This window comes from Paenibacillus sp. FSL R5-0475 (assembly GCF_038004585.1).
Taxonomy (GTDB): Bacteria; Bacillota; Bacilli; order Paenibacillales; family Paenibacillaceae; genus Paenibacillus_AQ.
The window spans coordinates 5,225,415-5,248,214 of the sequence record NZ_JBBORK010000001.1; the positions used below are offsets into that span (position 1 = coordinate 5,225,415).

Sequence of the window (22,800 nt, forward strand, 5' to 3'; positions counted from 1 at the left end):
AAAACAAAAAGAGGGGCAGAGAACCTTCAAATCTCGCTGCCCCTCTTTTAACTGTGTGCTTTCAATATTAGGTTAGTTGTTCCAGCCAGACTGGATTTGTTCCAACGCCTGATCCAGCGTCGCAGTACCACTTACGTAGTCGGTCATGCCCTTCCAGAAGGTACCTGCGCCCACTTTGCCCGGCATCAGGTCAGAGCCATCAAAGCGCAGCGTGGAAGCATCCTGAACCAGCTTCGCCATCCGGCGATCGGATTCTGAGGTATACCAGTCCAGGGAAGCATCATTCATTGGAGCAATTACGCCGCCCGATTGCACCCAGCTCTTAATGGATTCTCCTGTAGTAAAGAATTCCATAACTGCACGAACTTCAGGACGATCGTTGAACATCGCGTAAATATCGCCAGCAACTAGTACTGGTTTACCATATTGAGGGTCAATAGGCGGCAGGTAGAACCAATCATAATCTACATCAACCTTTGCGGTTTCAGGGAAGAAGCTTGTAATAAAGTTGCCGAGCATATTAAACCATGCTTTAGGAGGATTATTGAACATTGGTGCTGGGGCATCCCCGAACGATGTCGTCACGATGGATTTTGCACCACCATAGACATAATCCTTGTTGAGCCAAATTTTCGACATGGTTTCAACTGCATTCTTCACTTCTGGAGAGGTAAATGGCAGCTCACCTTTTACCCATTTATCGTAGTTCTCAGGTGTAGTTGTGCGCAGCATTATGTTTTCTACCCAGTCTGTTGCCGGCCAGCCTGTTGCAGCACCACTCTCGATTCCAATAGCCCAAGCAGGATCACCATCTTTCGCAATTTGTTCCGTCAGAGCCATCATCTCATCCCATGTCTCAGGAACCTTGTAGCCCGCTTCATCAAATTGCTTTTTTGGATACCAGACCAAGCTCTTTACGTTACTGCGGTTCCAGATCCCCGCCATGATCTTGCCGTCTTTCCCGTCCATATTAGACATATCAAGCCAGCTCTTGTTGTAATTAGCCGTCAATTTGGCTTGATCCAGCACGTTAGTTAAATCGATAACCTTGCCAGTCTTAGCAATCGAGGCTAGCAGTCCCGGCTGCGGGAAATCAGCGATATCCGGAGCATTTCCACCGTCTACTCGAATGTTTATCGTAGCTTCGAACTCTTTTGAGCCCTCGTATTGAATATCAATTCCTGTCTTCTCTTCAAACTCTTTAATACTATTCTCAAATTTCACTTGGTCAGCATCTACGAAGGGGCCAAACATCGTTACTTTAGTTCCTTTATAGTCGCCCTTCATGGCTAGCTCTAGCGGAGATCCCGATGGCTCGGTGCTAGGAGCAGTTGTAGCTTTCTCAGTGTTATCTGCTGTTGGGCTGGTAGTCGCCGCAGGTGGATCTGTAGGCGCTGCATTGTTGTTATTGCCTCCGCCGCATGCGCTCAGCATCATAGTGAAGGATAAACACAGCACTAAAGCCAATGACTTTTTACGTCCTGAGGTTTTCTTCATCTTTTGTACATCCCCTTTAATGGTTTTAGAGATTGCTTCTGACTCAATCATCCGGTACCCTGGCATGTATAAGCAGCTTGTAGCAGATCACCTCCTTGCAAAGCTTTTCAGAATCTAAGGATCTATACTAAAAAAGAATCCAATCACAAATTCCAATTAATTGTAGCGCTTACATTTGTTATAGTATCACATGAAGTAAGCGTTTCCAATCTGTATTTGAAATGTTTTGGTAAAAATTATTTTTATTGTCTAAGCAAATATTCAAATGTTGCTTAAGACGAGCACTGAATTTTGAAAAGCTTTTCAGAGGGTGGTACAAAAGTGAACTACCCCTATTTTTCTCGTGTAGATTCCCGCACAATCAGCTTATGCTCCATCTTCTCATTCAATACCTGCACTTCACCAGTTGTAAGCAATTCATGCAGCTTCTCGGCCGCACGATACCCTAACTCGTAAATTGGCTGTGCAATCGTAGTTAGCTTCGGGATGAACATACCCGACATCCTTAGATTATCAAACCCAATCACGGATACCTGACCCGGAACAAGAATATTACGATCCTTCAGATAAGAAATCGTCCCCATCGCGAATTCATCAGCCACACAGAAAATAGCAGTTAGTTCAGGGTAATCTGTAAATAGTTCATGCGCAGCTTGATAAGCATGTTCAAACCGGTGACTGGCATATTTACTCTTCACAATATTCTGCTGTAACCCTGACTCTGTTAGTGCTCTTACAAACCCTTCATAGCGTGGTGGTCCTGATACCGAATTATCATGGTTAAAACCAATCATACCAATATCTTTATGACCTAAATCAATCAGGAACTTTACCGCATCATAGGCAGCCGCTTCATCATCCACCTCCACACTTGGAATGTCGAACTCATCGGAATGTGACGACACTAGCACAAATGGAATTCTACAACCGACCAATTTGTCATGATACTCAGGGTAAAGAAAATCACTGGCGAATACAATCCCATCCACCTGCTTCTCATGGAAGTTATCAATATAGGACAGTAGTCGTTCTTTGTCGCGGTCCGTATTGCAGATCATTAGACTATACCCAAGCTTGATGCAAGCATCCTGCATCCCCCGAATCACCCCTGCGAAATACAGGTTCTCAATATCCGGAATAAGCAGGCCCAGTGTAAAGGACTTCTTGTAAATCAAACCACGTGCAAATGAATTAGGTTGATACCGCAATCGTTCTACAGCCTCCATCACTCGATTCCGTTTGCTCTCCACTACCGAATTCGGTGCATTCATAACACGTGACACTGTGCTAATCGACACCTCGGCCATTCTGGCAACATCTCTTATGGTTGGCTTCATAATGATAACTTCCTTTTTTAGGGAACTTTTCGATGTGATTATAGCAAGCCCGATTGGAAATAACAATATAATTTTTGAAGCGCTTACATTATTTTAAAAAATTCATCTTCTCCTCCTCTTTCTTCACTTGGAAGATAAACGACTTACTTAAAGTGTGTATATAGTTTTATTACATGGTATACTATCCGAGTAGCGATATTCGTAGCTACAAATACTGCTCTATGAGCATAGAGCATTTATTATAGGAGGGATAACATTGAAACAACCTCGTGACATTCGATTCTCCGTACTGGACCTGGCTTCTATTGTGGAAGGAGGGACCGCGGCAGACTCTTTTCATAACTCTCTAGATTTAGCTCGGAACGCTGAGAAGTGGGGCTATCATCGGTATTGGTTCGCTGAACATCATAATATGATCGGAGTTGCCAGCTCTGCTACCTCACTCTTGATCGGACATATTGCTGGTGGCACCCAAAGCATACGTGTTGGCTCTGGTGGCATTATGCTATCCAACCACGCACCACTTGTTATTGCCGAACAGTTCGGGACTCTCGAATCTCTATATCCGGGACGGATCGATCTTGGACTGGGCAGAGCACCCGGATCTGATCAACCAGCTTCCCGTGCGCTGCGTCGCGGGCTCGGAAGCGATGGCAGTGAATTCCCTGAGCAGCTAAGTGAGCTAAGAGCTTACTTCGACCCTGCAGGAGCAGGATCGCGCCCAGCTGGAGTACGCGCGGTTCCTGGGGAAGGCTTAAATGTTCCCATCTGGCTCTTAGGCTCCAGCGGCTTTAGTGCTGAGCTAGCAGCCAAGCTAGGGTTGCCTTTTGCCTTTGCCAGCCATTTTGCACCTGAGTATTTACTTCAGGCGCTGCACATATACCACAGTAATTTCCGTCCATCAGAAGTACTAGACAAACCTTATGTTATGGTCGGACTAGGGGTTACAGCAGCCGATACCGTAGATGAGGCAAGAAAGCTAGCTACCTCGCAGCAGCAGCAGTTCCTCAATATCATCCGCGGGCGTACAGGCAAGTTACAACCACCCGTTGAGAGTATGGATGGGCTATGGACGGTACAAGAAAAAGCAATCATGCTCGATAAGCAGCGTTATTCTTTCTCTGGCGATAAAGCAGCGATTAAAGAACGACTTCAAGACATTCTGAAAGAGACACAAGCAGATGAATTGATTATCTCCGCAGGGATTTATGATCATGAAGCTCGTCTTCGTTCCTATGAAATTGTAGCTGAGGCTATGAAAGAACTGTAAGATTGCAGTCTTAACAAGGCAGGACGTTATCTGAGTATCGGGAATTCTCCCGTTTCAGATATGCGTCTTGCCTTTTTTGTTTTGTTTTCGAAACCGTTCTTAATAAAACACTACTAAGATATTAAAAAACATAAAAATAAAGAGATATAGAGAGAAATCAACAGATAAATAGACCATATACTTATTATTTAAGCAAATATGATCTAATTAGTTGTAATACATCATTTTTCTTTGGATATCATTTTGATTATACTTTATATATTCGCTATAACGAACGATTTATATTTTGGCTATGCCCTCTTTCTCCGTTCATTCAGAAAGATTCCGCCCACAAATGAAAGAGTGGTACTTTACAATACCACTTATTTCGACAATGTAGAATGGAATAATCGTTTAAAACGGAGGATTTTGCCGGAAGCCCGCAGATTTTGTTTTTCAACAGCTACAATGGGCTCAGGAGAAAGGAGCAAAGAAAGTGAAGAAGAAATACCATTCAGTCTTCATAGCTGCTTACGTTCTGATTATTCTGGTAGGAGTAATATGGCACGCTGGAGGGGTAAGCGCTCAGGATACCATTAAGCTTACTGTGAATTCTCATACCACGAGCACAGCCACCATGTACAATATGAAGCCCGGTGACGAAATGAGCTCAGAGTACACGATTATTAATGATGGCACAGAAGGCTTTGATTACTTTGTGGACTTTAAATTCATCTCTGGAGACGTAGAGTTGTACAATATTCTCCAAATGACACTCGAAAAAGAGGGAGTAATCATCTATTCGGGAGTGATGAGTGAGGCTGCTGGCAGAGTAACCATCGGTTCACTTGCTGGAGGAGAGAAGAGTGTAATTCAAATGGATGTAACCTTCCCATGGGAAGCCGGCAACGAATATCAAGGGAAGGCCACGACCGTAGCTTTTGAATTCTCCGCTTCCGGAGAACCAGGTCCAACCACCGAGCCTACTTCAACGCCAACGCCAACGGCGACGGTTGCACCTACACCTGATCCATCACCTACAGCAACGGCAACAGCAACAGCAACAACTGAACCTACTACAACACCTACTGAAACACCTACTGAAACACCAGCAGCTACACCTGAAGCCTCACCGTCACCTACGGTTGCACCAACCACAACACCTACAGATTCACCAACGACTACTGCTTCACCTACAGCTGTCGTAACACCAGGTCAGTCAGTGCCACCAACAGCAACAGCAACACCATCGCTTTCACCTACGGCTTCACCGCCTGCAGTCGATGAAATAAGAGTTACTGAAGAACCGATTCCAATGGGCGGAAGCAGTAATGAGCCTACACCTGCAGCGTCACCAGGTGCTGGTAGTCAAACCACCAGTGCAACACCTCAGCCAAGCGATGAGGTAGCCTTACCTGACGGCGACATTCCTTTGGGAGCACCAGAGACAGGCAACGAGCTTCCAAATACCGCCGAGCCTTGGTATAACTTAATTCTTGCCAGCTTAGCTATTGCGGTACTCAGCGTGATCATCATGCGCAGATTGAAATCGAAGAAAGAATAACGTTTAGTAATTTAAGTCTGGAGGAGAGAGTATGAAGAAGCGTAATGGTGTCTTATTAACCGTGAAGCTAATCTTCATACTCTCTTTGGTTGTGCTGATTTATTCGATCGTTCAAGTCGTCAAAGCACCCATCGAGGCCAAGCAGGCCCTAAATGATTGGGCAAAAAAGAGGGAGGAAGCCATCGCCCGCCCCCTTCCAAATGAAGAGAACCCTCTCCCCAAGGGAATGGTCAGTTCTCCAAAAGAACAACCATCTTCTCCTCCCTCCTATAAAGAGGGTGAAGTGATTGGAGAAATCCGCTTCCCCACCTTAAATAAGAAGGTGGCTATTCTGGAGGGTACGGAAAGCCCTGAATTAAAAAAAGGAGCTGGACACTATATAGGTAGCGCAGCCATCGGCGCCATCGGTAATAGCGTGCTTGCTGGACACCGTGATACCGTATTCCGCAATCTAGGAGAACTTGTCGCAGGAGATCTGATCGAACTGGAAAGCATGGACGGTACGTTCACCTATGAAGTGACAGGCAGCACGATTGTAGACGGGACTGAACGCGGCGCAATAAAACTAAGCGATAAGGCTATTCTCACCTTGATCACCTGTTATCCTTTTTCATACGTGGGATCAGCACCGGACCGGTATTTACTTACAGCGAAGCTAGTGAAGCAAGAAATATTGCCTCATTAAAGCTAATCTTAACTCTTAATCTTCCTCCTCAGGGATGAGACCGGATATGGAAAGTGATACTATATAGATACAACAGTAATGAGGAGATGACCCACAGTGAAAAAAGAGGTTATAGAACGGTTTATTTCGTATGCTCAAATGGATACCCAATCGAACGAGGATAATGAAACTTGTCCGTCCACTCCGGGACAGATGGTGCTGGCCCACAAGCTGGTCGAAGAGCTCAAGGAGATCGGCATGGATGAAGTGCAGGTGGACGAGCATGGATATGTCATGGCTACGCTCCCAGCCAATACGGAGAAGGATGTTCCGACCATTGGTTTTTTGGCGCATCTCGATACAGCAACTGATTTCACAGGAACGAATGTAAAGCCACAGATCGTGGAGAACTACGATGGCAAAGATATTCTTCTGAACAAAGAATTAAATGTTGTATTGTCTAAAGCGAGCTTCCCAGAGCTGGCAGAATATAAAGGCCATACATTAATTACAACCGATGGTACCACCCTGCTTGGCGCAGACAATAAAGCCGGTATTGCCGAGATTATGACAGCTATGAATTACCTTCTTCAGCATCCAGAAATCAAACATGGCAAGATTAGAGTTGCCTTTACACCGGACGAAGAAATCGGCCGCGGACCTCATAAATTTGACGTAGCTGCTTTTAATGCTTCCTATGCTTACACTGTGGACGGAGGCCCACTCGGTGAACTAGAGTATGAAAGCTTTAATGCTGCATCAGCCAAAATCTCGGTTTACGGCGTCAATGTACATCCTGGTACTGCCAAAGGAAAAATGATTCATTCCGCAAAAATCGCTATGGCGCTCCACCTTAGACTCCCTGCTGAGGAAGCTCCAGAATTCACAGACGGTTATGATGGCTTCTACCACCTTAGCTCCATAGAAGGCACACCGGAATTCAGCAAGCTTCAATATATCATTCGTGACTTCGACCGCGAGAAATTCGAGGCACGTAAAGCCTTTCTTTCTGCCATCGTAGATGAATTCAAGAGCATCCATGGTGAAGAGAACATCGTGCTTGAAATGAAAGACCAATATTACAACATGCGCGAAAAAATCGAACCGGTGCGTCATATTGTCGATATTGCCCATGAGGCGATGGAGAATCTGAACATCACGCCGATCATCCGTCCGATTCGCGGGGGAACAGATGGCTCACAGCTTTCCTACATGGGGTTACCTACACCTAATATTTTCACGGGGGGCGAAAATTTCCACGGCAAATTCGAATACGCCTCTGCTGACAACATGGAAAAAGCGGTGAACGTAATCGTCGAGATCGCCAAGCTGTTCGAACAAAAAGCCTAAATCGTAATTCACGTCACTCCATATTGAACACAAAAAATCCCTGAAAAGGTCGATTCAGACCTCTCAGGGATTATTAATGTTCAAAATCTATTCGATCAGCATCTTTCTTCCGGCGGCGTGTCTTTCCAGATCACGTTTTCCCCGTAATTCTTACCCCAATCATACATCAATCGAAGGACGGGAAGCAGACTCTGTCCATATGAAGTCAGAGAATACTCTACTTTTGGAGGAACCTCGGCATACACTTTCCGAAGAACCAACTGATCTTCTTCAAGCTCTCGAAGCTGATTGGTCAACATTTTTTGCGTGATATGAGGAATTAGCTTCTTCAGCTCACTGAACCGCTTTGTCCCTTCAAGCCCAAGATGCCACAGGATTATCAGCTTCCATTTGCCTCCGATCACCGCAAGCGTCAGTTCCTTCTCGCAGTTAATTTCCTTCAAATTGATGCGATCTTTAATCTCGGTCGCCATAACTAAAGCGCCTCCTCTCTCCTGTTGTCATACTAACACAAAAACGAATAACCTCCTTACTAGGAAGGCATTCGTTTCTGTACTCTCACTCTAAATTAGCATGCTTGCCGAACATCTGCTTAGTCGTCTGCCCCGTCTTCTCCATCATCCGCAGAATCACTGCATCGTAAAAAACTAACATCGTCTGTTCGAATAAAGAAGCCATTGGCTGAATCGTGCTGTAGCCTCCGCTGGTCTGATCTTTTGTAGATCCCGGCAGCTTCACTACATAGCTCGCTAAACGTCCGACGGTCGAGTCCGGCGCAATCGTAACGGCAATAACCTCTGCACCTACTCCTTTGGCCTTCTCCGCCATAGAGATCAGCCCCTTAGTCTCTCCTGAACCCGAACCGAGCACAAGCACATCACCAGGCTCAATACCCGGGGTTACCGTTTCTCCCACGACGTACGCTTCTTTACCGACATGCATGAGTCGCATTGCAAAAGCTCGTCCCATCAATCCTGATCTACCAGCCCCGGCCACAAATACCTTATTCGACTGAAGAAGCAGTTCAGCCATTCGTTCAGCCTCTTGATGATCAAGCTGAGAAATGGAGCGCTGAAGCTCCTCTATAATTTGCTGCGCATATTTCAATGTGTCCATTGTAATCTTAAGCCTGGTTAACTAGACGTTTCATCTCTGCCGCTGCGGCCTTTTGATCAGCCTCACCCGTAATGCCTCCGCCAACGATAACAAGATCAGGATTCGCTGCGATAACTTCCGGAAGCGTACTTAGCTTGATTCCCCCAGCGATAGCGGTTTTAGCCTGTTTAACCACACTTTTAATTGCATTCAAATCTGCAAAAGAATTTTTTCCTTCCGCCTGATGGTCATATCCAGAATGTACGCAGATATAGTCTACACCAAGTGCGTCCACTTCAGCCGCTCTTGCTTTGATATCCTTCACATTGATCAGGTCAACCAGAACCTCTTTATTTGTCTTCTTAGCTTCCTCCACCGCACCTCGAATGGTAGCATCATCAGATACACCAAGCACAGTAACGATATCAGCACCAGCCTCTACCGCCTTCATCACTTCATATCCGCCAGCATCCATGATTTTCAAATCAGCCAATACTGTCAAAGCAGGAAAAGCTTCCTTTATTGCTTTCACCGCATGCAAGCCTTCATTAATAACGATAGGTGTTCCAATTTCAACGATATCTATATATTCAGCAACCTCTGAGACAATCTCTTTCGCTCCCGCAATATCCACTAGATCCAATGCTAATTGCAATTTCATATTTATTTGCACTCCTTGTTAATATATTTTAGTAAGTCATGTACAAATTGTAGATCCTTACATCCTTTAAGGGAAGTAGGCACTTTATTGTGATGTAGTTACCTGGAGGATACTAATGTGCTGCTGCCAGCTTTATCTTTGCAGACATTAACAACCTTTTGTCATATTTTTGTAAAAGTACTGCATTTTCATGAAAGCTGTGCTAACATTACAGTTTGTTTATGGAATAACAGCAATTTAATCATGATGTAAGAAGGTGTACAATGAAGCACAATAATCACCAAGAATTTAACCTTGTAAAACTAACTTGGCCGATATTCCTGGAACTGTTCCTATTTATGCTCATGGGCAGTGTGGATACTTTTATGATCAGCTCCGTATCGGACGATGCCGTATCGGGTGTTGGCGCAGCGAATCAGATTATCGCGATGGCTATTTTAGTTCTCAGTGTAATTGGTAACGGCGCAGCGATTGTAGTCTCCCAATACCTCGGTTCCAAAAAACCTCTGGAAGCCGCTCAAGTGACCGGCAATGCCATTACTCTAAACCTGTTAGTAGGAATTCTCCTAAGTACATTTTTGCTGATATTCGGAGGGACTCTACTAACTGCCCTGAATGTAAAAGGGGACATTCTCGTTTACGCTAAATCCTATATTCATATTGTCGGGGGCGGTATTTTTCTCCAAGCATTAATCAATGCTCTGGCGACCACAATCCGTACGCACGGTTTCACTAAACAGACGATGGTCGTATCCTTGCTGATGAACATCATTCACGTGGTGGGTAACTACTTACTCATCTATGGTCATTTTGGACTTCCAGCGTTAGGTGTCGAAGGTGCAGCTATCTCAACGGTTGTCAGTCGGTTTATCTGTCTTATTATTTTCTTCTTACTGCTCTACAGAGTGATGGAGGTACGGGTAAAGTTAACCTACTACATTCATCTTTCCAAAAAATATGTGCAGCAAATTCTCAAAATCGGCATCCCGTCCGCGTTTGAATCGATTATTTATCAATCTTGTCAGCTCGTATTCACGCTGTATATTACCTATCTGGGCGCCGAGGCTATGGCCACTCGTCAATACGCGCTCAACATTTCCAATTATATTTATTTATTCAGTGTAGCCGTCTCCATGGGAACCTCCATTATCGTAGGACATCTGGTGGGAGCTAGGCGCCCCAAGGAGGCCTATACGCGTGTATTCACCAGTGTGAAGTGGGCACTTCTGGTCACAGTAGTAATAGATGCTCTTGTGATCGTCTTCCGGGTACCACTATTCGGCCTCTTCACAGACAACGAGAACATTATTCTGATGGGGGCTCAGGTTATACTGCTTAGTTTCTTCCTAGAGACCGGGCGCACAACTAATTTGGTCATCATTAACTCACTACGCGCCTCGGGCGATGCGAAGTTCCCAGTATATATGGGACTGATCTCCATGGTCTGCATGAGCTTACCCCTTGGCTATTTTCTGGTATTCCAGCTTAACCTAGGATTAGCCGGTGTGTGGATTGCCACTGCGGCTGATGAGTGGACAAGAGCTGTCATTATGTATTTCCGCTGGAAGAGTCGAGCTTGGGAGAAACATGGACTGATTCAGCACGATGATGTAGAACACAGCGTGCCTTCCACTACCCCTGCAGCTGTAAATTAACGAATTTATTTAGGTGGTTCTCTAAGGTCATACCAGATCTTAAGGGTCCACCTTTTTTGTCGCTTCATGATTACATAAATATTAGAATGAATGAAGCATTCTACGTTACAATAGATAGAACGTAATTAATCTAAAGGGGAGAACCTCATGCCGGAAGAAACCGGAATCCACGAGTTATTGACGCTCAAGACGATTGCGGAGACCTTAAACAGTTCCAATGAGCTCAAACCGATGCTCGATACAGTTATGGGTAAGCTGTTAGATCTAACAGGAAATACGGCAGGCTGGATCTTCCTGAGCGAAGAGAAAATGGAGTATGAATTCGCCGCAGATCGGGGTTTACCGCCAGCGCTGCAGCGGGACAATAAACAGCCGATGCAGTGTGGAAGCTGCTGGTGCTTAGACCGCCTATGGGACGGACGGCTAGAGCATGCTGTTAACATTCTAAACTGCAAGCGGCTGAGTAATGCCAGGCAAAATAACTGGGGCGATACATTAGGGATCACCCACCACGCCACTATCCCACTGCATTCAGGCGATCGCTACCTAGGACTTATGAATGTAGCTGCACCGGGCAAAGCACATTACCCCGACAGTGAGCTGGCTCTGCTACAATCCGTGGCCCTGCAAATTGGCAGTGCCATTGAACGCATGCAGTTATATAGCACCGAGCAGCGCCGTGCCAATCTGTACGCCAAATTAGGGGAGTTCAGCGCTGCTTTGAATATAACGGCTAGTGAATGCATCTCCCCAAGCATTCTGGTGGAGAAAACCACCGCCCTGATTGGTCAATATTTCGATTGGCCTTTTGCAGCGTTCATTGGACAACACGCGGGCAAATTCGAAGTACATGCAGCCGCTCATGCAGCTAATATAACACCTGAATTAGCTCCTTTTGAGCTCTCGGATTCCTTTAAGAATCGTCTAAGGGATATTGCAAAAGGACAGCGCTTCGCAACATTAACCTCTGACGAAGAACAGGAAATTACGAACTCATGCTGTTCCGAACAGCCTGTTACAGAGCGAGTTGTAATGCTTGCCGTCCCCTTTCGGCAGATTACTGCACATGGTTCAGCCATTCTACTCATCACCTCGCCTAAAGCACTCGCCTCCGCAACCGCAGATGGAGAAGTACTCGAAGCGATTGCTGAGCATATTTCAGCTACACTGGAAAGTGTACAGCTCGGAGAGAAGCGCCGCGAAATCGCGCGTCTGGACGAGCGGAATCGACTGGCCCGTGACCTCCACGACTCGGTGAACCAGATTCTGTTCTCCCTCTCGATGACGGCCAAAGGTGTAGAAAGGATGCTGCAGCAAGAGCATACCTCACATCCGGCTGCTGAGGCTGTCCGCGATATTCAAGAGCTCTCTCAATCTGCACTCAAAGAAATGCGTGCTTTAATCATGCAGCTTCGTCCTGCAGGACTGGAAGCCGGGTTATTGACCGCGCTGCAGGCTCATGGTCAGCAACTAGGGCTGTTGATACAGACTCAACGCAGCGGTGTACTCGAACTTCCCCGCAATGTGGAAGAAGGACTGCTGCGCATTGGTCAAGAAGCACTTAATAATGTACGTAAGCACTCCGGAGCTTCTAAAGCTGAAGTATCTCTACATTTAAACGCTACCGAGGTGATACTGAGCATTGCCGATCAGGGCAAGGGCGGTGCCAAACGGCGCTGTAACATAGACACCAATGAATCTCTCGGCCTGCATATTATGAAGGAAAGAGCTGAGGCGCTCTACGGCCATATTCATATTTACAGTGAGGAGCACCAAGGCACAACGATTGAGGTAACCATCCCTTTGCCCCTCCAATCCACATGAAGTCGGGTGATCACAAATGACAATAGGTTTATTACTGGTTGACGATCATGCAATGGTTCGTCGAGGGCTACAAGTGTTTCTCTCGACACAACCGGACATCAAGGTTATCGGAGAAGCATCGAACGGCCGCGAGGCACTAGAGAGAACGGCTGAGCTCCATCCGGATATCATATTAATGGATTTGCACATGCCCGTTATGGATGGCATCGAGACGGCTAAACAGCTACGGATCTCCCATCCACAGGTCAAAATCATTGTGTTGACCTCCTTTTCAGATCAGGATCATGTACTCCCTGCTATCCGCGTAGGGATCAAAGGATATTTGCTAAAAGACATAGAACCAGAAGCGCTGGTAGTCGCCATCCGTAAGGTACAAAGTGGTCAAGTTGAGCTGCATTCCGCAGCTGCCAGCCAACTGATGGATCTAATGGCAGCTTCTACACCAGAACAACTGAATGTTAGCAACTCAGATCTGAATGGATCCAGTACTACATCGGTTACAATCACCGGATCTGAGCTTCTTACTCCGCGAGAGCAGGAAGTGTTAGACCTCATTGCACTAGGTATGAGCAACAAAGAGATTGCCAGTAAGCTGGTCATCACCGAGAAGACTGTTAAGACACATGTCAGTCATGTACTGGGAAAGCTGAACTTATCGGATCGGACTCAAGCTGCCATTTTTGCATTGAAAAGCGGCTACAACTCTTAGCGCCACAGCTCATCTACAACTATAGTCTTAGACGCTCAGCACAATTGCTGAGCGTTTTTATTATGCAGGTTCATTCCATGTGCTGACGTCAACAAATGTCGATTCAGCTATCATTGGTTTATAGCAATCGACCTTATAGGAGTGGATACAGATGAAAGTCATGATCCTGACAGGCAGCAATCGAAAAGAAGCGACCAGCACAAAGTTGGCAGAGCATGCCGCACATTTTATTAATCAGCAAGGCGAACAAGTCACCCTGTTTAATCTCCATAAACGCCCACTGCCCTTTTATTCACCAGATGAGTCTTACGCGGAGCATGAGCATCTAAGCGCCCTCCATCAAGAGATGCTAACTGCGAACGCAATCATCCTGATTACCCCGGAATACCACGGTTCCATGAGCGGCGTGATGAAAAATGCTCTCGACCATCTAGGCCAGACGCACTTCAACGGCAAAGTGGTATTGTCTGCTAGCTCTGCAGGTGGAGCTGTAGGTGTAAGCTCATTGCTTCAATTGCAGGCGGTTGTACGCAATCTACATGGGATTAATACGCCAGACTGGATCTCCATCGGCGGGATGCAGCGCAAGCGGTTCGAGATTGAATACGACGGGTACGAGGGCGGTCAAGAAATTGAAGATCGCATTCGCCTAGTCTTAGAATCATTCCTAAATTTAGCCCGCAAAATCAATAGCCCGGCAGGTGCCGCCCTATGATCAAAGGACTGTTTGAAACCCATCTGAACGTGACTAACCTTGAACAATCTGCTCATTTCTATGAACATGTTCTGGGACTACCCTTAGCACATTCGGAGAATACTGAAGGCCGCAAGCGGCGATTTTACTGGATTGGAGAAGATCGTAATCAGGCCATGCTGGGGATTTGGGAGAAGGCACCTTCCGAGGTTGTGCGTCAGCACTTTGCTTTTCAAGTAACGCTTGAGGATTTGAAGCAGTCAGTATCCTGCCTAAAGGCCAAGGGGATTGAAGCCTCCAACTTCCTCGATGATGATAAGGGACAATTGTATGTATTTGGCTGGATGCCAGCCGTATCCGTGTATTTCAGTGATCCAGATGGTCATTCCTTAGAGTTCCTATCTGTACTGCCTGATCCGCCCAGGCCTGAGCTAGGAATGATACCTTGGAAAGAATGGGAACTAATACATGGAAGAACCTGGTAGTTATTGAAAGAATTCAGGCTAATCCTGCACGAGGAGACGAGAATATGATAAAAGGACTATACGAAGCACATTTACCTGTAAGTAATCTTGAGGTATCTATCGAATTTTATGAGAAATTGGGATTAAAAATGGCCTGGCGGGATGAGGAAACTGCATTCTTCTGGATGGAGGAAGGTCGGAGTTGGATCGGCATTTGGCAAGGAAAGGAAGTAGCAACGCCATACCACCCATCTTTACGGCATATTGCCTTCCGCGTAACTTATGAGGATCTGAAGCAATCACTGCAATGGCTGGAATCCATTGGGGTAGAGGCTGTTCCGTTCCGTAATCGAACTTCCGTTGAGCCTTTTATTCGAGCTTATCAAGGGAATGCTTCTGTGTACTTCAACGACCCGGACGGCAACAGCCTGGAATTGATGTGCCATGTAGAGGTTCCTGAACATTTGAAGCATCTCTCAGAGAATATCATCTTAACCGAGTGGGAGAAATTGCTCGACCATAAATAAAAATACTCAAACAAAAAACAGCTGCCCACCATCAAGGGTCCAGCTGTTTGAGTATGTTAGCTGCTTCTATTTAACCATCTCTAGCATGGTTTTAGTAAAGGCTGTTACTTAATCGTGATGCCTTTCTTCATAGCCTTCATATCTGAATTCGTGTTCACAAGCATTGGTAGTATCTTCATACTTCTCGTCATGGGAGAGTTACATTGCCAGCAGGTAGGTACGTACTGAAATGCAAAGTTATCGCGCATCCAACCGGTGCAACCTTCCTTGGTACAAGACCAAATGGCTGTGTCTTCCTGCGGAAGATCCTCCAGTGCTTTTTTACGAAAATACATAAGTACCCCTCCTTGGATCGAATCGAGACGATTTCGCCACCCTATTAGGGGCAGATTCATAAGATGAAAAATAAAAAAACTGCCCTCAACTTGTGTTAAGGGCAGCCTAATTTTCGAATTACAGTTTTACAACGTTTTCGGCTTGTGGTCCACGAGCGCCTTGAGTTACGTTGAACTCAACGCGTTGGCCTTCGTCCAAAGATTTAAATCCGTCGCCTGTGATTGCGGAGAAGTGTACGAATACGTCGCTTCCACCTTCAACCTCGATAAAACCAAATCCTTTGTCTGCATTAAACCATTTAACTGTACCTGTTTGCATGATATTACCTCCAATATTTTATTTAACACATGTCCTTTTATTCCTACGTAGTGTACGAACAAATAAAAATTCACACATTGGAAAAGGACTCATACGCACAAATGATAACCTTTTACAATATGTGAATTAAGGGTTAAATTTATGATTAACTTCATTGTACCACACTAAATCATTGAATGCAATGTAAATGCCTACTTTTTTCATTCCGGCTCTATATCCTCTTATATTAAAGGCTTTAGAGCCGGAAATGCACAAGGGTTAATCGATGTATCCTGCCAGCCCTTTATCCATTAAGTAATCCATCTCCGCATCAAGAATCGTCTCTACTGTGATTTCATCCAGCTTCACATCACGCTGGCCAACAACATAATCAACCAGATCATCATTGTCGATGTCTACCTCGCCTTTGGCATTGGCCTTGGCGTTATTGATAAAGGTCTGTTCATGCTTCAATACTAAACGAATTAATTTAGGATCTACTTTGGTCTTGGCAGATAATACGGTTACTAATTCCTGCTCGTTTAATTTGTCACTCATTTTTCAAATTTCATCTCCCTACAATTATTACATCTCCATTGTAGCATATTTCACGCTTTAACGCGTCATTACGCGAAGTATACCGCGGTTTGTTCACACTTTTCTTGCTATCACAGGCTCTGCAACATTCCACTTCAGGTAAGTTATTTAATAAAAACAGTTGTGAGGAACATTGACTTGTGCCAAAATATAAAAAAAGTGTTGGACCAAATTGAATACTAGAAAAGGCGGTTGAATTCATGAGCTCTGTATCTTCCCAGCAATTAGACACAAACAGCAACAAGGCACATCGTTATATCGAAGACGTATACGCACAGGTTGTTGCGCGTAATCCTTTCGAGCCCGAATTCCATCAGGCTGTAAAGGAAATCCTTGAATCTTTGCTTCCAATCCTGGCTGCTGAACCTAAGTATCAGGAAAATGCCATTCTGGAAAGATTGGTTGAGCCAGAACGTTTGATTATGTTCCGTGTTCCTTGGACAGATGATCAAGGCAAGGTCAGAGTTAACCGTGGATATCGTGTACAGTTCAGCAGTGCCATTGGACCTTACAAAGGTGGACTTCGCTTTCACCCTTCCGTTAATGCTAGTATTATCAAATTCCTCGGCTTCGAGCAAATCTTCAAAAACGCTCTTACCGGCCAACACATCGGCGGAGGTAAAGGCGGATCCGACTTTGATCCTAAAGGAAAATCCGAAGGCGAAATCATGCGTTTTGCACAAAGCTTCATGACTGAATTGCAAAATTACATCGGTCCTGACCAAGACGTTCCTGCAGGAGATATCGGTGTAGGTGGTCGTGAGATTGGTTACATGTACGGACAATACAAGCGGATCCGCGGAGGATATCCGGCTGGCGTATTGACTGGTAAAGGTATTGGTTACGGTGGAAGTCAGGCTCGGACAGAAGCTACTGGTTACGGTACAGTTTATTTCGTAAACGAGATGCTGAAAGCAAAAGGCCTTTCCTTTGAAGGAAGTCGCGTTGTTGTTTCCGGTTCTGGTAACGTAGCGATCTATGCGATTGAAAAAGCTGTACAGCTAGGTGCAACAGTCGTAGCTTGTAGTGACTCCGCTGGATATATCTATGACGAAAACGGCATTAACCTCGAAACTGTCCGCCGCCTGAAAGAAGTCGAAAGAAAACGGATTAGTGAATATGTGAATGAACACCCTAACGCAGTGTATACCGAAGATTCCACACAAATTTGGACTATTCCTTGTGATATCGCCCTTCCGAGTGCTACTCAGAATGAGATTGATGAAGCTATGGCTTTGAAACTGATTGAGAATGGTGTTAAAGCAGTAGGCGAAGGCGCCAACATGCCATCCACCCTTGAAGCTATTCACCAGTTCCAACAAGCTGGCGTGCTATTCGCGCCTGCCAAAGCTGCTAATGCTGGCGGCGTAGCTGTATCTGCGCTTGAAATGGCCCAAAACAGCATGCGTATGTCCTGGAGCTTTGAAGAAGTTGATACGAAGCTGCATGAGATCATGGTTTCCATCTATCAACAGTCTGTAGATGCATCCGAGCAGTATGGACAGTCCGGCAACCTCGTTGCAGGAGCTAACATCGCTGGATTCAAGAAAGTAGCCGATGCTATGTTGGCTGAAGGCGTAATCTAATCAAGCATAAACAAACGGCGTTGTGATCATACGAAGTCCCCGTAACCGGTGAGTAAGAAGCCGGGGACGGGGACTTTTTAATTCAACTATGAGTTCCAACCTGGGATTTGCCGCAAACCACCATCCCATATAGAATACGTACTCTTCACAACCATATCGGACGGTGAAGGAGCCGTGTGAATGTAACAGGAATCAATCCCTGCCTTCAGAGCACCCTCAATATCCGTACGAGGATCATTTCCAATCATAATGGCTGAGCTCAAATCCGCTCCATACCTTTCAACTAAATAGCGATAAAATAGCGGATCAGGCTTGCTCACCCCTGCTTCCGAAGAGATCGCAATGCCATCAAATAGATGTATGATTCCGAGCATAGTTAACTCTGCCTCAATAAATGTCTTCTGCCCGTTAGAGAGCAAGAATACTTTTTTGCCACGTTCTCTTAACGTTTGTAGAATTTCAGTCACACCCTCATATAGAGAGATATGGACCATTGATAACGTCCGTAGCCACCTCACGGTTTCATATAACCACCTTTGATCCGGTTCTCCACCTAATTGACGGGCCACAGACCGAAACACTTCCTCCATTACGAAATCCGGATACTCGCAGCTCCGTGCGGCTTCACCAAGTTGAAGATCCCGCTCCCGTAAAAACCGTTCTTGCAGTTCACCACCTGATAGAGAGAGTCCCTGATATCCGAAATGGAGAGCTAACCTTTCCCATACCTCAGATTGCTCCTCATCTGTCTCAATATCAATCAGTGTACCGTACAGATCGAAAATATAAGTCTGATACATCCCCGTCTTCCTTCCCATGATTCACATTGTAAGTTACCCCTTAGTCACATTCTCCGTCGCTGCCTGCCCCTCCTCCATTTTGTTTGACACCTTTTGATAGAGATAGGAGATCCCGAGCAGGCAAATCCCAAAGCTGGCATAAGCGATAATTTTACTTCCGGTATTCAGTAGTCCCAGATCGTATAGCAGCAGCTTACCTGTCGCCAGAAGCGTTAATCCAAGGCCGAAGCGCCGGATATACACATATCTTTTGCGGAAGCCGTACATGATGAACAGAACTGCTATCAACAGATACACAAGACTAAATATTAATCCCGCATCGCTTAATTGCAGCTGTACCCCTAGAAAAGCGGTGATGATTCCGAGTAGATACATTCCCATGAAAACAGGATAGATCTCCATACTTTTATACTCACGTTTGAGCAAGGTGATCAACAGATCACGTCCACTAAACCATACGAAGATATTGAAGATGATAAGTACACTCAGCGCGATATAATCAGCACCAGTATTACGTGAAAGATCATTCTGCAGGCTTGGCAAGCCTACTGTAATCACCAAACAAATAGCGTAGCCGATCCCAAAGAGAAGTCTCACAAAATACTTAACAATCGTGTCATAAAGCACCTTCAACTTTGGCAATACATAGGCCAGAACAATAGTTAACAGAGCGGACAGCAGCAAATTATAGAAGGTTCTATGCGAGAAATCCTCCGGTACAGCCAGACGATACAGTCTTCTCGATTCATACAAACCATAGATCCAGAAATTCAATAATGCCGCGTATTTAAACCACAGGGCTAAGGTAATTTCGTAAGGCTCACTGCGCTGTAGGACATCCTTTCGATTATGCTGAACGGCGTACCATACGGCAATGATCAGCATGCCTGCAGTAATGAAGACATATTTTAGCGGAAAATAGACGTCTGCGGAATTCAACCATTCATTGGCTATACTGAGCTGCATTGGTACATTTAATCCGAAGAACACCGCAAGGCAAAGCGTTAAAATCCCCCAGCCTGCCCTTTCCATCCCTTTAAACCGATTCAGATTACCAAACAAGGTAAGCACAACGCCTTCAACCAACCAGCCAATGGACCACCAAGCCGCTCCAAATTGGAACGGAATCATCAGAATACCAAAGGTCAGCGAAGTAGCGTAGAACAGCAGCATGCTTTCTTTTTCTTGTGGCATCAGTTTTTCAAGCCCTCGTCCAAGCCCTAGATACAGCAGACAGAAGAGCAGCGCTAGCGCACCATTGTAATCCTTGAGCCCTGCATCCAGAAATAGAAGATACAAGGTAAGACAGCTAATAAACGTGTTGCATCCCAGTAGAGAGAAATCCCACCAAGACAACTTGGAGCGATACTTGAACGGGTACCATAACGTAATGCCCAAATACATCGCAAAAGTCAGCACCGCATAAATCATATTCATTCCGTTGCTATCCGATAACGCTATTAATATCAGCATGGAGGGTGTATTAAATAAGTAGCTGATGTAATTGACCACGTTCCAGCGTTTGCGGAAGGAAATTAGTAGAATGAATAAATTCAGAAGAAATAAGTAGCCCATTGCCACATAAACTGCGTTGCCTGAAAGCCCGAAAGCCCCAAGATAAGAATATAGCGGCAGGTACCCTCCGATTAAACCCAACGCACAAATACTTCGTGATTCATACCTTAAAGACAGGAGCACCGCAGTCAATGTGACGAGCACGGATAAGGACAGCCCTACATAGATACTGATAATATCCAGTAAAAAATAGCTATAGAAAATAGAGCCGTAGAGCACTGAAATCCCGCCGCCAAGTAGCCCTAAAGCGAACGTCCCTTTTCCTTTCCGGTATAGCCACTCCCCGCCCCCTAACATCAGTAAACCCAGTAGGAAAAAGGCACCTCCCTTCATATAACCGGTGAACCAATTGGAATAGGAGTATCTGAATGCTGCTCCCACGGCCAAGATCAGCAACAAGATCCCAAGCTTGTTAATCCAGCCTAGTCCAATTTTCATTTCGATCTGATTTTGTTTTCTTCGACGTTCCAATACTTCTTCACTGATCTCTTCTGAGGCAAAATCATGTAATCCGTTATCCATTCTGGAGTTCAGAGCAATTTCGGATTCCCTCAGTCTTTGTCGCTGCGCTAGTACACGCTCATTTAACTCCGCCGACAACGCTCCAAGTCGACTGGATAACTCCGCTTTATCCTCACCAAGCTGCCTCGCGGCTGTTTGGTACAACCGCTGAATATGACGCTTTGTGTCCATCTCAAAATCCGTCAGCCGGTCCGTATGGGCAAGGCTTTTAGAGGCAAAATAAGTCTGTAGCTTCTGTCTGGACAGACTAAGAATGCCAAGCTTCTCATCTAAAATTTGTTCCGTTAGCGTAACTTTTAGCTCTGTATTCTCTTCTTGAAGCTTCCCCACCTGAGTCTTTAACTCCACTAAAGCAAGCTTATGTTTCTCATATTGCTTCTTTAAGTGTTCATTCTCGTTGACTAGATCGTGACTTTCATATTCCGCAATCAGAGCTTCATATTCCTTAATAAGCCCGTCCTGCTGGACCTTCATGAATCTAAGTCGATCTTTGAATGACTCCATAGCGCCTCCTAATGTGAGCGATTGTTAATATTTCCATTTTACTACAAACGGAAGGATCTCTTACTCTTTTTTTATGCAAAAAACTGCAACATATTTGAGGGATGTCCCGTCTAGATAATAACAACACTAACAAATGAACTTAAAAAGGAGCTCACAACTATGAACAACATTTTAAAAACAAGTACAGTTCTTTTAACTTTGTCCCTAGCACTTTCAACAGGAGCAGCCTATGCCGCACCAACAACAACTTCTGCAAAAAATGATGCTGCTCAAACTACCGTTAGCGCTAACCAAAAAACACTTGCGATTGAAATCAACGGTTCCGCTCTGAAAGAAACAGGCTTTCAAACTGCAAATGGCAAAGAGCCTATGGTGCCACTTCGTTCGGTTACTGAAGCACTTGGCTTTGAATTAACTTGGAATGGACAAACTAAATCCGTTGATCTTATCAATGGTGCTGTGTTCACTACAGTGAAAGCCGGAGAAGATCGCTATAGCATTAACAAAATGAATACTACGCTTGGAACTGCACCACAATTGGTTGACTCCATTTTGTATGTTCCAGCTTCCTTTGTAAGTGAAATCATCCACCACAACATGACAGTGAAGGGAGATTCCATCGTGATCACTGCTGCTAATCAGGAAGAGCATATGACCAAGACTGGCGTGATTACAGCTGTCAATAATGAGGGCAAATACCAATCCGTTCAGATCCAGGGTGTAGGCACAGATGGCATCGTACTGAATGTAGGTGAAGATACGACTATCGAAATGGCAGACGGTACTAAGCTTGCTCTAAAAGATCTTCATATCGGTATGACCGTAAAAGCAGAGCATTCCATGATCATGACCATGAGCCTGCCACCGCAAACTCCAACTTACAAGATCACTGTTCTAGATGAGCAGAAACAAAATGATCTTTTGGGTACTGCAGGTACCATTGAAGAAGTTAAAAAAGACGATGAAGGAAACATCAGCATCACCGTTAAAGGCAGTGGCCTGAACGAACAGTCACAACAAGAAGTAGTACTTCGTATTAGTAAAGATACCGCGCTAATTAATACCGATGGCAAAGCTGTAAACAGCAGCGAGCTTGTAAAAGGCGCAAAAGTTATAGGATTCTACAGCCCTATGCTGACTAAAAGCCTGCCACCAATCGGCACAGCTGCTAAAGTCGTAGTAGATTCCGTTCAACAATAACATTATCAACAACCCTAGAGCTGTCCAATCGACAGCTCGTACAAACTAAACAGCGCGCGCCAGTACTCCATTGGCGCGCGCTGTTTGATTTTT

The 22,800-nt window shown here is 45.2% G+C and carries 22 protein-coding genes; 12 read left to right on the top strand and 10 right to left on the bottom strand.

The window, feature by feature from the left end; all coding sequences use genetic code 11:
• Positions 1–72: 72 nt before the first annotated feature.
• Both MKX41_RS23375 and MKX41_RS23380 read right to left on the bottom strand, forming a co-directional pair.
• A complete protein-coding gene (locus tag MKX41_RS23375; protein WP_076285069.1) occupies positions 73–1,497 on the bottom strand; it encodes an ABC transporter substrate-binding protein in 1,425 nt (474 codons plus the stop codon).
• A gap of 332 nt (positions 1,498–1,829) precedes the next feature.
• A complete protein-coding gene (locus tag MKX41_RS23380) occupies positions 1,830–2,834 on the bottom strand; it encodes a LacI family DNA-binding transcriptional regulator (RefSeq protein ID WP_339267760.1) in 1,005 nt (334 codons plus the stop codon).
• A 256-nt stretch (positions 2,835–3,090) separates the two neighbouring features.
• On the opposite strand from MKX41_RS23380, the gene MKX41_RS23385 reads away from it, so the two are divergent.
• The 4 genes from MKX41_RS23385 to pepT all read left to right on the top strand — a co-directional run bounded on the left by MKX41_RS23385 (position 3,091) and on the right by pepT (position 7,661).
• Complete coding sequence (locus MKX41_RS23385; protein ID WP_339267762.1) at positions 3,091–4,104, top strand: LLM class flavin-dependent oxidoreductase; 1,014 nt, start codon at positions 3,091–3,093, stop codon at positions 4,102–4,104.
• A 475-nt stretch (positions 4,105–4,579) separates the two neighbouring features.
• The gene (locus MKX41_RS23390; RefSeq protein WP_340973355.1) at positions 4,580–5,647 is read left to right on the top strand and encodes a hypothetical protein; all 1,068 of its coding nucleotides are present in this window, start codon (positions 4,580–4,582) and stop codon (positions 5,645–5,647) included.
• 31 nt (positions 5,648–5,678) lie between these two features.
• The gene (locus MKX41_RS23395) at positions 5,679–6,332 is read left to right on the top strand and encodes a sortase (protein ID WP_340973356.1); all 654 of its coding nucleotides are present in this window, start codon (positions 5,679–5,681) and stop codon (positions 6,330–6,332) included.
• Positions 6,333–6,428: 96 nt separating this feature from the next.
• Positions 6,429–7,661 carry a peptidase T gene (gene pepT / locus MKX41_RS23400; RefSeq protein ID WP_042192723.1) on the top strand — a complete coding sequence of 411 codons (1,233 nt, stop codon included), beginning with the start codon at positions 6,429–6,431 and terminating at the stop codon, positions 7,659–7,661.
• Between the two features lie 95 nt (positions 7,662–7,756).
• Here the strand turns inward: pepT and MKX41_RS23405 are convergent, their stop codons facing one another.
• The 3 genes from MKX41_RS23405 to hxlA form a co-directional block, all read right to left on the bottom strand.
• The gene (locus tag MKX41_RS23405; protein WP_036682121.1) at positions 7,757–8,134 is read right to left on the bottom strand and encodes a winged helix-turn-helix transcriptional regulator; all 378 of its coding nucleotides are present in this window, start codon (positions 8,132–8,134) and stop codon (positions 7,757–7,759) included.
• Positions 8,135–8,219: 85 nt separating this feature from the next.
• The gene (gene hxlB / locus MKX41_RS23410; protein WP_076284915.1) at positions 8,220–8,777 is read right to left on the bottom strand and encodes a 6-phospho-3-hexuloisomerase; all 558 of its coding nucleotides are present in this window, start codon (positions 8,775–8,777) and stop codon (positions 8,220–8,222) included.
• Between the two features lie 7 nt (positions 8,778–8,784).
• Positions 8,785–9,417, bottom strand: a complete 633-nt coding sequence (gene hxlA / locus MKX41_RS23415; protein ID WP_340973359.1) for a 3-hexulose-6-phosphate synthase — start codon at positions 9,415–9,417, stop codon at positions 8,785–8,787.
• Between the two features lie 263 nt (positions 9,418–9,680).
• On the opposite strand from hxlA, the gene MKX41_RS23420 reads away from it, so the two are divergent.
• The 6 genes from MKX41_RS23420 (at position 9,681) to MKX41_RS23445 (ending at position 15,290) form a co-directional block, all read left to right on the top strand.
• On the top strand, positions 9,681–11,072 hold the full coding sequence (locus MKX41_RS23420; protein ID WP_042192729.1) for an MATE family efflux transporter: 1,392 nt from the start codon (positions 9,681–9,683) through the stop codon (positions 11,070–11,072).
• Between the two features lie 147 nt (positions 11,073–11,219).
• A complete protein-coding gene (locus tag MKX41_RS23425; RefSeq protein ID WP_340973361.1) occupies positions 11,220–12,896 on the top strand; it encodes a GAF domain-containing sensor histidine kinase in 1,677 nt (558 codons plus the stop codon).
• A gap of 16 nt (positions 12,897–12,912) precedes the next feature.
• Positions 12,913–13,605, top strand: coding sequence for a response regulator transcription factor (locus MKX41_RS23430; protein WP_340973362.1), 693 nt, complete (start codon positions 12,913–12,915; stop codon positions 13,603–13,605).
• Between the two features lie 151 nt (positions 13,606–13,756).
• Positions 13,757–14,320 (top strand): NADPH-dependent FMN reductase, encoded by a 564-nt coding sequence (locus MKX41_RS23435; protein WP_340973363.1) that lies wholly within the window; start codon positions 13,757–13,759, stop codon positions 14,318–14,320.
• Complete coding sequence (locus MKX41_RS23440) at positions 14,317–14,784, top strand: VOC family protein (protein WP_340973365.1); 468 nt, start codon at positions 14,317–14,319, stop codon at positions 14,782–14,784. Before MKX41_RS23435 ends, MKX41_RS23440 begins: the two co-directional genes overlap by 4 nt.
• A 44-nt stretch (positions 14,785–14,828) precedes the next feature.
• A complete protein-coding gene (locus MKX41_RS23445; protein ID WP_340973367.1) occupies positions 14,829–15,290 on the top strand; it encodes a VOC family protein in 462 nt (153 codons plus the stop codon).
• Positions 15,291–15,394: 104 nt separating this feature from the next.
• Here MKX41_RS23445 and MKX41_RS23450 read toward each other — a convergent pair whose 3' ends face one another.
• The 3 genes from MKX41_RS23450 to MKX41_RS23460 all read right to left on the bottom strand — a co-directional run bounded on the left by MKX41_RS23450 (position 15,395) and on the right by MKX41_RS23460 (position 16,481).
• On the bottom strand, positions 15,395–15,625 hold the full coding sequence (locus MKX41_RS23450; RefSeq protein WP_042131520.1) for a cold-shock protein: 231 nt from the start codon (positions 15,623–15,625) through the stop codon (positions 15,395–15,397).
• Between the two features lie 118 nt (positions 15,626–15,743).
• On the bottom strand, positions 15,744–15,944 hold the full coding sequence (locus MKX41_RS23455; RefSeq protein WP_019914790.1) for a cold-shock protein: 201 nt from the start codon (positions 15,942–15,944) through the stop codon (positions 15,744–15,746).
• Positions 15,945–16,202: 258 nt separating this feature from the next.
• Entirely contained in the window at positions 16,203–16,481 is a 279-nt protein-coding gene (locus tag MKX41_RS23460) for a hypothetical protein (protein ID WP_042192741.1), read from the bottom strand.
• A gap of 239 nt (positions 16,482–16,720) precedes the next feature.
• Here MKX41_RS23460 and gdhA point away from each other — a divergent pair, with 239 nt between their 5' ends.
• The gene (gene gdhA / locus MKX41_RS23465) at positions 16,721–18,106 is read left to right on the top strand and encodes an NADP-specific glutamate dehydrogenase (RefSeq protein WP_042192743.1); all 1,386 of its coding nucleotides are present in this window, start codon (positions 16,721–16,723) and stop codon (positions 18,104–18,106) included.
• 86 nt (positions 18,107–18,192) lie between these two features.
• On the opposite strand, the gene MKX41_RS23470 is transcribed toward gdhA, so the two are convergent.
• Positions 18,193–18,906 (bottom strand): HAD family hydrolase, encoded by a 714-nt coding sequence (locus MKX41_RS23470; RefSeq protein WP_340973370.1) that lies wholly within the window; start codon positions 18,904–18,906, stop codon positions 18,193–18,195.
• A gap of 33 nt (positions 18,907–18,939) precedes the next feature.
• Positions 18,940–21,507: a DUF2339 domain-containing protein gene (locus tag MKX41_RS23475; RefSeq protein WP_340973372.1), complete on the bottom strand. Its 2,568-nt coding sequence runs from the start codon at positions 21,505–21,507 to the stop codon at positions 18,940–18,942.
• A 159-nt stretch (positions 21,508–21,666) separates the two neighbouring features.
• Between MKX41_RS23475 and MKX41_RS23480 the strand changes: the two genes are divergently transcribed.
• Positions 21,667–22,707, top strand: coding sequence for a stalk domain-containing protein (locus tag MKX41_RS23480; protein ID WP_340973374.1), 1,041 nt, complete (start codon positions 21,667–21,669; stop codon positions 22,705–22,707).
• Positions 22,708–22,800: the final 93 nt, after the last annotated feature.